This is a genomic window from Prevotella corporis DSM 18810 = JCM 8529 (assembly GCF_000430525.1).
Lineage (GTDB): Bacteria > Bacteroidota > Bacteroidia > Bacteroidales > Bacteroidaceae > Prevotella > Prevotella corporis.
On sequence record NZ_AUME01000055.1, the window covers coordinates 1 to 14,450 of the forward strand.

At 42.0% G+C, this 14,450-nt stretch carries 14 protein-coding genes and 1 pseudogene; 7 read left to right on the plus strand and 8 right to left on the minus strand.

Translation table 11 applies throughout. The annotated features are described in order from the left end of the window. The 6 genes from H515_RS0109440 to H515_RS0109465 form a co-directional block, all read left to right on the plus strand. Window positions 1-902 (plus strand): 3-oxoacyl-[acyl-carrier-protein] synthase III C-terminal domain-containing protein (locus tag H515_RS0109440; protein WP_028901880.1); only part of this gene is annotated, 902 nt, incomplete at its 5' end. A 235-nt stretch (window positions 903-1,137) separates the two neighbouring features. Continuing rightward, entirely contained in the window at window positions 1,138-1,350 is a 213-nt protein-coding gene (locus tag H515_RS14565; protein ID WP_130829803.1) for a hypothetical protein, read from the plus strand. Between the two features lie 341 nt (window positions 1,351-1,691). Next, the gene (locus H515_RS0109450; protein WP_231728336.1) at window positions 1,692-2,684 is read left to right on the plus strand and encodes a radical SAM/SPASM domain-containing protein; all 993 of its coding nucleotides are present in this window, start codon (window positions 1,692-1,694) and stop codon (window positions 2,682-2,684) included. 4 nt (window positions 2,685-2,688) lie between these two features. Continuing rightward, a complete protein-coding gene (locus H515_RS0109455) occupies window positions 2,689-5,097 on the plus strand; it encodes an outer membrane beta-barrel protein (protein ID WP_025877781.1) in 2,409 nt (802 codons plus the stop codon). Beyond that, window positions 5,094-7,316, plus strand: a complete 2,223-nt coding sequence (locus H515_RS0109460; protein ID WP_036891723.1) for a peptidase domain-containing ABC transporter — start codon at window positions 5,094-5,096, stop codon at window positions 7,314-7,316. Before H515_RS0109455 ends, H515_RS0109460 begins: the two co-directional genes overlap by 4 nt. Before the next feature lies 1 nt (window position 7,317). Then, a complete protein-coding gene (locus tag H515_RS0109465; protein ID WP_025877779.1) occupies window positions 7,318-7,797 on the plus strand; it encodes a hypothetical protein in 480 nt (159 codons plus the stop codon). A 16-nt stretch (window positions 7,798-7,813) separates the two neighbouring features. Here the strand turns inward: H515_RS0109465 and H515_RS0109470 are convergent, their stop codons facing one another. From H515_RS0109470 to H515_RS0109500, 8 genes are all read right to left on the minus strand, one after another. Continuing rightward, complete coding sequence (locus tag H515_RS0109470) at window positions 7,814-8,233, minus strand: plasmid mobilization protein (protein ID WP_025877777.1); 420 nt, start codon at window positions 8,231-8,233, stop codon at window positions 7,814-7,816. Window positions 8,234-8,440: 207 nt separating this feature from the next. Beyond that, window positions 8,441-8,947, minus strand: a complete 507-nt coding sequence (locus H515_RS0109475; RefSeq protein WP_028901882.1) for a DUF3408 domain-containing protein — start codon at window positions 8,945-8,947, stop codon at window positions 8,441-8,443. Continuing rightward, on the minus strand, window positions 8,935-9,249 hold the full coding sequence (locus H515_RS0109480) for a helix-turn-helix domain-containing protein (RefSeq protein ID WP_025877773.1): 315 nt from the start codon (window positions 9,247-9,249) through the stop codon (window positions 8,935-8,937). The genes H515_RS0109475 and H515_RS0109480 overlap by 13 nt, the downstream gene beginning before the upstream one ends. Before the next feature lie 20 nt (window positions 9,250-9,269). Beyond that, window positions 9,270-9,539 (minus strand): helix-turn-helix domain-containing protein, encoded by a 270-nt coding sequence (locus tag H515_RS14155; protein WP_004348461.1) that lies wholly within the window; start codon window positions 9,537-9,539, stop codon window positions 9,270-9,272. Window positions 9,540-9,928: 389 nt separating this feature from the next. Beyond that, window positions 9,929-10,180 (minus strand): hypothetical protein, encoded by a 252-nt coding sequence (locus tag H515_RS14570; protein ID WP_154653685.1) that lies wholly within the window; start codon window positions 10,178-10,180, stop codon window positions 9,929-9,931. A 41-nt stretch (window positions 10,181-10,221) separates the two neighbouring features. Then, window positions 10,222-10,689 (minus strand): DUF1896 domain-containing protein, encoded by a 468-nt coding sequence (locus tag H515_RS0109490; RefSeq protein ID WP_025877769.1) that lies wholly within the window; start codon window positions 10,687-10,689, stop codon window positions 10,222-10,224. A gap of 52 nt (window positions 10,690-10,741) precedes the next feature. Then, the gene (locus tag H515_RS0109495) at window positions 10,742-12,010 is read right to left on the minus strand and encodes a site-specific integrase (protein WP_028901883.1); all 1,269 of its coding nucleotides are present in this window, start codon (window positions 12,008-12,010) and stop codon (window positions 10,742-10,744) included. Between the two features lie 4 nt (window positions 12,011-12,014). After that, complete coding sequence (locus tag H515_RS0109500) at window positions 12,015-13,235, minus strand: site-specific integrase (RefSeq protein WP_028901884.1); 1,221 nt, start codon at window positions 13,233-13,235, stop codon at window positions 12,015-12,017. A 289-nt stretch (window positions 13,236-13,524) separates the two neighbouring features. On the opposite strand from H515_RS0109500, the pseudogene H515_RS0109505 reads away from it, so the two are divergent. Continuing rightward, a pseudogene (locus H515_RS0109505) lies at window positions 13,525-14,450 on the plus strand (helicase-related protein); the annotation flags it as partial.

The following is a 14,450-nucleotide window of genomic DNA, read 5'->3' on the forward strand; positions in this document are numbered from 1 at the left end:
GAAGTATTCCTGACGACTTGACCCTTTTGGCTTGTGGGACAAGCACACCCGATCAATTGCTTCCTTCCCATGCGTCTATGGTTCATGGAGAATTAGCCAACTATCCTATGGAAATATTTTCCTCTGCAGGTGTATGCCTTACCTCATTGCAGGCATTGAAAATATGCTATAGCAATATTCTTGCAGGACTGCATCAAAAAGCTGTATGCGTGGCATCAGAATTAACTTCACCTGCATTGGTATCCAAATTTTATGACCCTGAGTATGAAGCTACACATGACAATCCTGACAAAGACCCTTATATGGCTTTTGAGAAGGATTTTATGCGATTTATGCTTTCTGATGGTGCAGGAGCGGTATTGGTGCAAGATCATCCCGAAGGAATATGTCCTCTCAAAATCGAATGGGTTGATATGACTTCCTATGCCAACGAACTACCGACCTGTATGTTTATGGCATCAGAGTTGCAAGAAAACGGACGACTCAAAAGTTGGAAAGAGTTCTCTCCTGATGAGATTAAGGAGCGTGCCGTACTTGTCGGCAAACAGGACATTCGGCAGCTAAAGAAATACATCATCAAGTTTTGGGTAGACCATATCGAAACCGTACTTGCCAAACATCATGTAAAAGCGGAAGAGATAGATTATGTCATACCTCATGTTTCCTCGATGTTTTTCTATGAGAAGTTAAATGACGAAATTGCTGCTCGTAATATTGCCCTGACAAAAGAGAAGTGGTTTACAAACCTTACTTCTGTCGGCAACATCGGCTCGGCTGCCATTTATGTCGGATTGGAAGAACTCATAAGGACAAAGGAAATAAAGCAAGGGGACAAGATACTTCTCCTTGTACCCGAGAGTGGAAGGTTCTCATATGGAACGGTATTGCTTACTGCTGACTAAGTAGAAACCAACTTATTGCTCTCTTGCAAGGATGTAATAAGGTTTTGTATGAGAAGTATTAGTAAGTAAATCAAAAAACGCAATCAAAGATTTAAAACACAAACTTAGTCGTTTGGAAGCTGTAAAATTCATTACAGCGCAGCAATTCTCTTCCGTAATGATTGGCGGTAAACTGTGTGAAATAAGAGCGTTATGAATGCTGACGTTATAGCATTAAACTAAAAATACTACAAATATGAAAAAAATAGATGATTTCAAGTTGGCAAATGAAATGCTGGAAAAAGTCTTAGGCGGATATGTTTCATCAACTCCTGAAAGGCTTTTTACATTCCAAGGTGAATATGCGGCAGTACAAGCAAATAATGTACACCACAATACCTCCCATGCTTGTGGCTGTGGATGCGGCTGTGCAGGAGGAGCAGGAAACGGTAGTGGTGCTGGCCGATAAATATTATTTATGGCATATGATGAAAAGGAATATTCTTTCTCATCATATGCCTTGTTACTTCTATATGATAATTTCCAAATTTAAGAGAAATAGTGAATATGATGTTGTTGGATAATCCTCATTTCTTAATTATAAAAGATAATGAACATTTTATCTTTTATAATACTATAAGACATTATGCCTGTAGAATAAGCGAGTTAGATTTGGTTCTATTTGATTTGTTTTACAAATACAAAGACCTATCGATTATTTTGTCTCAGTTGGATACAAAATACCATCAATATGTTAAGAGTGTTTATTCAGCCGTCATTGACAATAACGTTCTATCCGACACTCCTGTAATGACTTGCGACACTATAGGTAAAGTGTATCCTCTATCCTATTATCTACATCTAACTTATAAATGTAATTTAAATTGCACATATTGCTATAATAAAAGTATACGGTCTGAATTTGTTGAGATGCCTAAAACAAAATGGGATATAATTCTTGACAAGGTTCTTTTATATGCAAAAAGCATCATAATAACAGGAGGTGAACCATCTCTAACACCTTTGTTACCATATATCATTACACAAATAAGAAACAAAAAAAAGGATATTCATATTGAGCTGATATCCAATTGTATGACAGATTTCTCTGCTTATGAATATGCAGATGAAGTTTTTGGTAATATAGATCGTGCGATTTTTAGTTGTGATAATCTATCTGATGTAGGGCAAACACGTATTAACTTCAACCCTTCTTTATTTAGGAAGAATATTGATTTTCTGAAAAAGAAGTATAAAGAATTGCCTATAACCATAACCAGTGTATTCTCAAAATGTAATCTATCAGAAATCAATAATATTAAAGAGTATTGTAGCTGTCAATCTGTCAATTTTAGGAATGTACTCATTGTACCAAATGGAGTATCCGAACTATCACTTTTGCCTACATTGGAAGAATATTGCTCTACCTTATCATCATATACCCGGCCGTTAGATAGTCTACGTCTTTATTGTGGGGCGGGAATTGGAGTTTTAAGTGTAGACCCATTAGGAAATGTGTACCCATGCCAAAGTCTCCATTATAAAGAGTATAGGATGGGAAATTTACTCGCAGATAGTATAGAGGATATCATACACACACAAATACATAAAGATATTGCAAAAAACTTTTCTATAGATAATATACCGACCTGTAAAGATTGCAAAGTTAAATACATTTGTAGCGGGGGATGTAGGGCGGCAACTTTAAATATTGAAGGGAAAACAACTGATTTTCCAAAAACACTATGTCCATACTATAAAGAGAAAGCAATCAACATGTTAAAATCCATTCCAAAACAATAAAGCAATGAAGATAAAATTGATATTTTTCGTACTGTTATTTCATCTTTTTGGCAATGTTATACAAGCAAAAGAAAGAAATAACCTAATCATCCACGTCAAGGATTCTCATAGTGGTGAGCCTCTTGCTTACGTACAAATTGAGATACAAAGTATTCATGACTCTCTTGTATGCTTTTCGGATACAGTAGGTATATGTCAAGTAAAATTATTGGATGGAGAATACGATATTCGGTTTAATTTATTGGGATACAGCAAACTGCAAAAACACATAAATCTCACCGAAAGTAAGTCATTAGATATATTATTGTCAGTAAAGACAATGGAATTAGAAGGGGCAACTGTGGTTGCTCGAAAAAAGTTGATAAAGATGTCTGATAAAGGTATTATTTATGACATTTCTAAGGATACTAATATCCGAGCATTAAATTTATTGGATGCAATTAATCATGTACCATTGGTAAATGTTACTCCAAATGGAAATATAACAGTAAAAGGCAGTTCGGCTTATTCAATTTATCTGAACGGAAAGCCTTATCGTATGGCACAATATGATCCGCAAACAGTATTAAGGTCTTTTCCCGTATCTACCATTGAAAAGATTGAGGTTATTACTCGTTTAGATGGGCGATATGACGGTGATACAGGAGATGCTATTATCAACATTATCACGTCGAAACATCACTTTGATAACTGGTCACTTACATTGAATGGCAATTCTAATACTCTTCCTAAAGCGGGTGCAGGAATGAGTTTGGTTGGCACGCAGAAAAAGATTGATTACTTGTTAGGATATAATTTCGGTTATGACGGACAAAGAAACCAACCCGTAGAGTCATCAGGCATCTATTCTACTGCAAATGCTTATCAAGAAAATACAGCAAGTGGTATATCTGACGGTAAATGGAAAACGCATACATTGAGAGCAATGGTTGTATTTAATATAGACAGTCTGAACAGTCTATATGTTGACGGTCATGCACTGATAAAGCAAACTGATATGAGCACTGATTGGAATCAGCGGTATAAAGTTCAGAGTTGGGCAAAGCCACTTAACACAACTTTTCTTTCTAAGCACAATAATACAGCCGGAACATTTGAATCTAATGTTCTTTATAGAAATATGTTCCGAAAAGATAAAAGTAAAGAGCGTTGGATGGCAGGCTATCGCTATACTTATAATCCTGATATTAGATATTTTAATCAAACATCTGTTGACAATACAAACATTGAGCAAAAGAGCAGAAACAAAACGCATGGCGGTTTAAATGAACACAGCCTTATGGCAAGTGTTACTCTAATAGATAATGATACACAATATTTGCAGATAGGAGGAAAGCAGATATTTAGAAAGGGAGCAATAGACACGGAATTGCTTACCCTTAATCAAAATAATGAATGGGTGTCGGAAACCGATGAAAGTTTTGCACAGGACCAAATCCGTTATCACCAAGATGTCTCATCGGCTTTTGCCTCATACGCTATCAGTGTCAAGGACTTTACCTTTGACACATCGCTTCGGTGGGAATATACTCATATGAAAATGTTGTTTCCTAAGATGACAGAAGCAGATTTCTCAAAAACTTTTGGAAATATAACTCCATATATCGGTGTGTCTTATCAAAAGGGAAATTCCTCTTTATCACTTTCTTATAAAGGTGGAATGATGCGCCCAGACATTCTTATGCTTAATCCTTTTAAAACATACTCTTCTCAGTATAAAGCGGAAATGGGTAATCCTGAATTGGAAAGTTCTTATATCAATACTATTGATGCTTCGTATATGGTTTATTCTAATACGATGTTCTTTTCTTGTGGTTTCACATTCAAGCATCAGAACCGACCAATTGTATTGTATCCAAGCTATTCAGAAAAATTGCATCAGTATATGAATCAATATATGAATATAAGTTCATTGAATGATTATAGGGTGAATTTCTATGGTAATTACAAACCTATCATACCTTTATCTTTAACCTTAACGGGTGATTTTGGATTATATAGAATGAAGGACTATACTGGAGGTTATGATAACGGAAAATCGTATAATCTCACTTTTATGTGCGACTTTTCATTGAAGCATCAATGGACATTAAGTCTGCAATATGGTAACTATCTGAATATGCACCCTATTTGGGGTAAGACACACAGCTTTAATATATATTCATGCAGTGTCAGCAAGTCTTTCTTGAAGAATGCTTTAAATGTAAGAGTAATAATGAACTCTCCATTTAGCAAGTTTACTAAAATCAGAGAGCAAAGCATATTGCCTTCATATTCTGGTTCACAAACAAATTTTATGCGAGCAAGAGCCTTCGGCATAGATATTACCTACACTCTGCAAAAAGGATCGCATAAAGAGATCAAGCGCGACAGAACACTAAAGAATGATGACCAAAATACAGGAGTAGAATGAAGAAACTCTTTTTCAATATCAAACAGCGCGATGCTATGGATTGTGGTCCGTCATGCCTCGCTATGATAGCGAGGTATTACGGATTGCGACCAGAACGTGATGGCTTACGTCGTTCTTGCTCTTTGGGCAAGGATGGTGTTTCTTTGCTTGGTATCAGTAAGGCAGCAGAAACTATCGGTTTCAAGACTGTTGGAGGTCGAGTAAGTTTTGATACACTTGCATTTGAAGTTCCTTTGCCCTGCATTGTTCATTGGAATCAGAATCACTTTGTTGTTGTATATAAAATAAAAAAGCACAAGAAAGGAAAATATACCGTATATGTTGCCGACCCGAGTAAAGGACTTGTTACCTATACTAAAGAGGAGTTCTGCGAGCATTGGGTAAGCACCAAGACCAACGGCGAGGAGAAAGGCATAGCCCTACTCCTTGAACCAACGGAGCAATTCTGCGCTCAAAAGGATGCGAAAATCGTTCCCACTCAAAACCGCTTGAAATTCCTTTGGGGGTATCTCAAAAAATACAAGCGTTTCTTTACGCAACTCATTCTCGGTCTGTTGCTTGGCTCGCTCCTGCAACTTGTATTTCCATTCCTCACACAAGCTATAGTAGATACGGGTATAGGAGGAAAGGATATAGGCTTTGTATGGTTGGTGCTCTTGGCAGAGATGATGCTACTTTTCAGCCGTACTGCCATCGACTTTATCCGCTCCAAAATACTCCTTCACATCTCCACACGTATTAATATCTCGCTCATATCGGATTTCTTCATCAAGCTGATGAAACTACCGATGAAGTTCTTCGACACCAAACTGATGGGCGACCTCTTGCAACGCATTGAAGACCATCGACGTGTGGAGCAGTTCCTCACCTCAAGCAGTCTGAGCCTGCTATTCTCGTTCTTCACCTTCCTTGTCTTCGGTGTCGTCCTTGCAGTCTATAATCTCGGCATCTTCTTTGTCTTCCTCATGGGAACATCGCTTTACGCAGGCTGGATTATACTCTTCCTCAAAAAGCGCAGACAACTTGACTATAAGTATTTCGAGCAGGCAGGACGCAACCGCAACGTCAGCTACCAACTCATAAGCGGTATGCAGGAAATCAAGCTGCAGGGATGTGAGCAGCGCAAACGATGGGAATGGGAGGATGTGCAAGCCGACCTTTTCAAGGTCAATCTGCAATCACTCAATCTTCAGCAAGTACAACAGTCAGGAAGCATCACTATCAACGAGGTAAAGAATATCTTGATTACCGTTCTTGCTGCCACAGCCGTGATACATGGAAACATGACGCTCGGTATGATGCTGGCAGTACAGTATATTATCGGACAGCTCAACAGCCCTGTGGAACAACTTATTCAATTTATCTACTCATGGCAGGACGTGAGCATCAGCCTTGATCGCATGAACGAAATACATACCGAGACCAATGAGGAGAATGCCGAACGGACACATACCACCTATACGGACGAAACTACAGGAGGACATTCCCTCATGATAAAAGACCTTTCCTTTAAATACGACATCTACAGTCCGAAAAATATTCTGTCGAATATCAATCTTTCTATTCCCAACGGTAAGGTAACGGCAATCGTTGGGGCAAGCGGAAGCGGAAAGACCACACTCGTAAAACTCCTTTTGGGATTCTATGAGCCACTGAATGGAAGTATAGAAATGGGCAATGCCAATCTGAATGAATACAATCTTGGTTGGTGGAGAAGCCAATGCGGTGCGGTCATGCAGGAGGGCTATCTGTTCTCCGATACCATTGCGAGGAATATTGCCATACCAGACGATGAGCCAGACATCGAACGCATCCGCCATGCTGCCCGTGTGGCAAACATCGCAGACTACATCGAAGCCCTGCCTTTGGCTTACAACACGATGATAGGACAGGACGGACAGGGCATCAGTCAGGGACAACGACAACGCATTTTGATAGCAAGGGTAGTTTATAAGAATCCAATGTTTGTCTTTCTGGATGAAGCGACCAATGCACTCGATGCCAACAATGAACGAGCCATTACAGAAAACCTCTCGGAGTTCTACAAGGGAAAAACAGTTGTAGTAGTGGCACACCGCCTTTCCACTGTTCGCGATGCCGACCAAATTGTAGTTTTGGATGAAGGTAAAATTGTAGAGGTAGGTACACACGAGGAACTGACTGCTAAACGTGGTAAATATTTTGCCTTAGTAAAGAATCAATTAGAACTTGGCAACTAATATGGAAGAAGAAAAGAAACCAGAACGAAGCTTTGAACTGCGTAGCGAAAAAGTTCGTAGTATCGTGGGACAGATACCCTCCTCGCTTATCCGTTATGGCATTACCGCCATCGGAATGGTGTTGCTCTGCCTTTTTGCTGTAGCCTATTTCCTGCCCTATAAACAAGTATATTCGGGTACGGCTACCATACACAAAACGGCTACCACACCAGTAGACAGCACAAATATAACCATCTTGCTTAAGTTTGAAAACAAGCGTCCTGACAAGATGAAGGGACAAATAATTTGTCTGCAATCTCCCTATGGAACGTTTGCAGGACAGATACGAGACCTGTCTCCCGTCCGTGACACATTGGAGCGCCAGGAAGCACTATGCCGTTTCAAGTCAGCCGACATAAAAACTGTAGAAAACCAAACGGTGGATTTCCAGATAACTCGAACATCGGGCAATCTGCTGCAAAAAATGCTTGGGGACATCTAATTCCATCGCACATTCCTTATCTCTCTCGATAGTCAATGGTTAAACTCACTGCTTTTTCTTGCAAGGCAGTGAGTTCTTTTGTCAAACCGATAAGCTCCCGCAACAATGCCTGTATGCTTTTATCTGCCGTATAAAGGCGCATCAGTCGTACCACCTGATTGTAGTTCACTCCAATTTTATGTACTTGGGCTGTGAGTTCAGAGAGCTTGCGATAATACTCCACGGCGGACTTATCCACCGTTATCACCTTGAACTGCTCCCCCAATAATCTTGCACGTACGAAATCAGACTTGGACTTAGAGCCTGACTTGTGATAGAGGTCTATCACTCGTATTTGGTCTTTCGGGTCTGGTAAACGGACGTGCCAATCGTCCCACTTGTCGGGCATATCACCATACTTTTTCGCTACTCTTTTCCTTGATTTATCGCTTGCCATATTCTCTTGTTTTTATTTCTCTAATCACGACTTCGGAGTGATTTTATTCCCCATTTGGGGCAAGGGTCTTTGTGGTACAAATGGCAGTTTGTGTCACAAAGACACACCTTGCTGATGTAGAAAATGGGATTATAAGCCCATGCCGTGTTACTGCATTCACTGAATACAGTAACTCAGCGTAGGCTTGCATTCGAGGAATGCAGTACTTCAGAGTTTCCGCCATCTTTCCACATCATCTTTGTATTGGTCGAGATGTTCTCGAAGCACCTGCTCCACATATCCTGAAACGCTTGCTCCCTGCTCACCGATTTTCCTCACCACGAAGTCCAACTTTTGTTGAGTTTCCTCTGATACATACACTGCTTTGCGGTGGCTGTTGCGAAAGGGCTGGAGATATTTCCCCTGAAACTCGGATAATTGCTTCCTGTCCCTTGTTTTTCCCATTCGTTGATGATTCTCTTCGGTAGAAGTAGCCCTTTCCGTTGGTGACAACTCTGTTTCTTGATAGGACGGTTGAGAATAGTCCTTGTGACTCTGCTTCTCATTTTGTTCCTCAACTTTAACAGGCTCAAATCTTTTCTTTTCCTCTTCATAATCTATCGGCTGATCAAAATCGGGCAACTCTTCGGGCTTGCGGAGCTTAACGCCATAATTTCCCATATCTCTAATGGCTTGTTCCAAGCGTTGTTTCCTTTTTTCATCTATTCTTGCCATAATTTCTTGGGTATTGCGTTATAATGCCTTTCAAGCATTGTTTGTATGTCGCTCTGTTTGTAAAGTATCTTCCCTCCGATTTTGTAGAAAGGAAGCGTTCCTAAGTTTCTGTACTCTTGGAGCGTACGTGTGCTGAGCCGTAATTGGCTGCAAACCTCCTCGCCAGTGAGGTAAACCTCTCCGCCCAGCATCGGACGGGCTGTGGAACAATAACGCTCCAGTTTCTTCAAAGTACCCTCCATCAACTGTGCAAACATCTGCATTTGAGGGTCTTGCTGTGTAATGATTTCTTTCTCTTCCATAGTTCATTCTGTGTTTGATTTCATTCATTGTTTGCATTCAGTAACTCTGCGATGTCGCTCTCCTTATAATAGCATTTATGCCCAATGATGGAGAAGGGTATTTTACCCGTGTCGCGATAGGATTGCAGGGTGCGCTTGCTGATGCCGAGCCTGCGGCATACGGCTTCATTGTCAAGCCATTCGTCCGTTTCGGGCGGATTGCCGATAAGCTGTTCAATACTGTGGATAAAGTCTGCAAATTCGGAGCAGTGCCGCTCCCACGCTTTGCGGTCGATGATAATGAGTTTCATTGCCGTGATTTTGTTTTGATTACTTTGTTGTTACTCGGCAAACAAACTGTTATGCAGTCCATTGCCGTACTTATCGAGTGCAAAAGTAAACCCTCGGAAGCACCGCTGCAAGAAATGAGGAAAAGCAGGGAAATAGAGAGAAAACAAGAGAAAAGACCAAAGGAGATCCATCTGTGTTATTGCGGTAATGAGATGAGGTGCCGGCTCTTTCCTTTTATCACATAGCAATTATTCTCTCGACAGTTCGATAGTTCGACAAATCGATATGTAGAACTATCGATAGATAGTTTTATCGATAGATTATTTTGACGATATATAGTTTTGACAACAGATAGTCATGACAATAAATTGTACAAACAACAGATAGTCCGTATTATCGTCAGTCCTATCTATTGTTGGTTGTTACGCCTTGCGTCCAAAGAGCCTGAGTATGCCGTATTCTTGTCGTGCCTATACTCTCTTACGGCAGCCCTGCCATGCAAGGTTGGGAGAGATGAATACGACCGCACGAATATTGAAAATGGCAATACCAACTTGAAAAGAAAAATCCTGCGGTGGAGATTCTTCTCTCCATCCGCAGGACTTGACCTTGTCAGGGCAGATTGGCTGCCGTTGTACCTTTGCACGATAAGAAACGGCATCAGGGACTTTGCGTGTGCTTTTGCTTACAACGCCTTTGGGCTTACCCCTCCGTCTGACCGATTATTGGCAGATGATTGCTCTTGGTGAGCAGCACTATTGTGCCTGTGAGTTCGGTGTAAAGACGGTCGTATTGCTCGTCAGAAGCAAATGTGTCCGTCAAACCGAATTTGTCGAATGTGGCTTGAATAGCCTTGTTCGACAACAATATGGGTGCGAGTTTATCGGGGAGCGGAGCAGGTAGTTCCCTTTCAAACTCGTTTTCCAATACAGATACAAGCGTGTCATACTTGGAGAAATGCAAGCCCTGATACAAAACCTCGCTTGCCATGCTTTCCGCTTCGGGGTGCGTGAAGCCTTGCGCCACGGCATCGCAGTAAGCTGTGAGAGCCATATCTGCCCGTGCAGTGATAAACTCCGTGTCTTTCAATCTCTCGGGGTGATGCTCACTCACATAACTTCTTAATTTCAATCGAAAGTAAGAAAGTTCCTGTTTGTTGTTCTCTTTCATAATCGTTTGGTTTTCAATCGTGAATAATAAATGTTTGGTAATTACTTCCTTTTTATGCTTGTTGCAATGGAACGTTCTGCCGTGCTATCGACTCACAATAACCCTCAAATACAGTATGCTCCTTGTCTGTGAGTGCAGTCATATCCTCTTGTATCTTGTGGTCTGTTATCTTTCCGTAGATTTGTGTCGTACCTATATTGCTGTGTCCGAGCATCTTGCTGAGCGTTTCCATAGAGATACCATTGGAAAGGCAAATCGTGGTTGAGAATGTGTGCCGAGCCATGTGAAAGGTCAAGCCCTTATCTATCCGGCATATCTGCCCGATGTTCACACACGCAAAGGATGCTTTCCTTATTGTAAGATTGGGGAATATCAAGTCGTCCGCTTTCTTGTCCTTTATATAGAGCGAAAGGATTTGTTTGGCAATGGGCAGAAGTGGGATAATCGCTTCCACATTGGTTTTCTGCCTTTTGATTCGGATTTCCTCCGTGCCGTCTGCATTACGGATGATATGCTTTAGCCTGAGCCGTTGCATATCCACACGAGCCAGACCAGTAAAGGCGCAGAAAAGAAAGAGTTGCCTTGCCCGTTCAAACTGCTTGTCAATGATGGGTGTTTGCAGTATCCGCTGTAGTTCTTCCGTTGTGAGATAACGCCTTGTGCGGTGTGGCTGTTCTGCCTTGTAGTCCGCAAAAGGGTCGATGCGGATATACTTCTTCTGCTGACCTATGCCGATGAGTTTTCTAAGGAAGATGACCGCTACCTGAATAGTGGCAAGAGAAAGGTTGCGCTCTGATTTAAGGTAGAAGTCCAGCCCTTCGATAAAACCATAGTCAAGCGATGAGTAGCGAATATCCTCCAGCCCCAAGCGTTCACGCAAATAAGCCTCAATGAGTTGTGTGGCATAGATGTAGTTGGCAAAGGTCGGCTTGGCTACCGTTATTCCTACGCAAGGACGCTTTTCCTCTATGAAAAGTCGTGCTTCCTCCATAAGAAAACCTTTGGGCTTGTCTTCTTCCATGAGTTCACGCTTCAGCAACTCAGCGGTAATATAGCCACGTTGCCAGACTAATTCTTGATACTTCGCTTTGACTTGTTCCTCTTTGGTTTGCAAATAGCGGTTAATTCCCTTTATCTCTTCGCCTGTTCCTTTGCACCGTCCCTTACGACTGTCCCAAAGTTCGGGAGCGATTTCCTTTCCCGTGCTGTATTGCACTTGCTCTCCGTCTATGGTGATGCGTCCCATAATTGGGCATTTGCCGTTCTTTTTCTCTTTGGAGCGATTGATATAAAAGAGTGTCTTGAATGTACTTCGTGCCATAATGTCAAAGTTTTAAGGTGAATGTATCTTGTATTCGCTGCTGCACTTTCTGCATATCCCGATGGATTCTTTCGGAGGAAACCGCTGCATATACCTGTGTCGTTCTCAGGTTGGTGTGTCCGAGCATACGGCTTACCGTTTCAATAGGTACACCTGCCGAGAGCGTGATAAGCGACGCAAAGGTATGGCGAGCCATGTGGAAGGTTAGCGGAGTTTCCATGCCGATGTTTCGTTGTATGTAGTGCATACCATTGAGGACAATGTCGGTGGTCGGCACGTCAAAGACAAAGCCTGCCCTTATCCCTCTATAACGATTCATGATAGTCAGCGCAGGGGGAAGCACCTGTACACGATACGGGGTCTTGGTCTTCATGCGTCTGCCCTTGATGCAGAGTTTGCCTTCTTCAGTGACGATATTCTCCTCCCGAAGATTGCGGACATCTGAGATAGCCAGTCCTGTGAAGCAGGAGAAGACGAACAAATCACGGACAATGCGGTAGTTTTCCCACTCAATCTCCAAGTCAATTATCTTTTGTAGTTCGTCTTGCGTAATGCTTCTCGGTTCGCCTTTTGGTCGCTCGTAACTGTAGCCCAAGAACGGATAGAAGTCCAGCACGCCTTTCTTCACCGCCATACGGACGATGGTCTGCAAGGTGGACAAGGTACTCAATATGCTGCTGCGTTTCAGTTTTCGGTCAATGGTGAGATAATACTCGAAACCCTCGATAAAGGCTTTGTCCAACTGTGAAAGGGGAATATCGCTTACTTTATGTTTTTTTTGCACATACTCACGGAGCAAGGAGAGCTGGTAGGTACGAAGTTTGAACGTCTTTAAGGCTCGGTCGATGCCTATGCGCTCCTTTGTCTGTGTGAGATACTCCCCGAAACTCTCCAAGAGCAAGGCTTGACAGTGGATTTGCCCCTGATAGGCATCCCTCACATCGGTGGCGGTAAAGGATTCTTCTCTTTCACAGAGTTCGTGAAAGCGTGTGTGGATAAGTGCGGTGCATTCACCAAGTTTCTGATTGACGGACACAGCCATGCTGCTCTTGCCGATGAGCCTTTGCTTACGACTGTCCCAAAGAGTAAGCGGAGTTTTGCATTTGGTGGAGAAGCCCGAATGGGTTCTGCCAACGGAGATTCGCCCGATGACAGGCACAAGTCCTTTCTTGTCGGTTCGTTTCGCCTGAACGAAGAACGATACTTTGAGTTTGTTTTCCTTCATTTTTTTCTGTCGTTTTTTCAAAATTTCCTTTGCTTGCAAAGGTACAGATGAACAAGTATTCCTGAGCGATGCAGAAAAATGAAAGATGAAGAATAAAAACCTATGATACAGTTGTTTACCTTCAATTCGTAACCCCTTTTTGCTTTTTCCTTGATGGGTTACGATTTGGTAACGGAACTCCTGCCGTTTGATGCTTCCTTTCGCCTAACTCGATAATGGCATAAAAATGCTAAATGATGATATTTCAAATAGTTACATTCCTTGCTTTTCCCTCTGTTTCCCTTGATTCTTAACAACTGATTATGCCCGCAAGATGAGCCTTGATTTACGCATGATAGATGAAAATGGGTACTCAGACCATATAGACAACAAGGCAAGCCATTGTGCGAAACTCTTGAATGACTATTACCAAAAGTATGATGCACAAAAGGGAACGCAGTTTGTTTTCTCTGATTTGGGGACTTACAAGCCCGGCGGAGACTTCAATATCTATTCGGAAATCAAAAGAAAATTGGTAGAGGACTACCATATCCCGGCATACGAGATACGTTTTATTCAGGAGTGCAAGAACGAGAAAGCAAAGAAAGCAATGGTCGATGCCATGAACCGTGGCGACATTCGCATTATCTTCGGTTCTACCTCTATGTTGGGAACTGGAGTCAATGCCCAGCAACGGGCTGTTGCGGTCCATCAACTCGATACGCCGTGGCGACCGTCAGACCTTGAGCAGCGGAACGGGCGTGCCATCCGAAAAGGAAATCTTGTTGCCAAGGAGTTTGCGGACAACAAGGTCGATGTCATCATCTATGCCGTAGAGCGTTCCTTGGATAGCTATAAGTTCAATCTGTTGCACAACAAACAGCTCTTTATCAACCAGCTAAAAACAAACACCTTGGGTAGCCGTACCATTGATGAGGGAACGATGGACGAAGACAGCGGAATGAACTTCTCAGAATATGTAGCAGTACTTTCAGGCAACACAGACCTTTTGGAGAAAGCAAGATTGGATAAGAAGATTACCACCTTGGAATCAGAGCGCAAGAACTTTCTCCGTGAGCGTGATGCCGCAACGGGCAAGCTGGCGGAGATTGAGAGTTCCGTGTCCTTCCATTCCGACAAGATTAAGGAAGCTAAAGCTGACTTGGCTTGCTTTGAGCAGCGTGTGGAACGGGACAAGGAGGGACTGCCCGTCAATAAACTGACAATCAAAGGTGT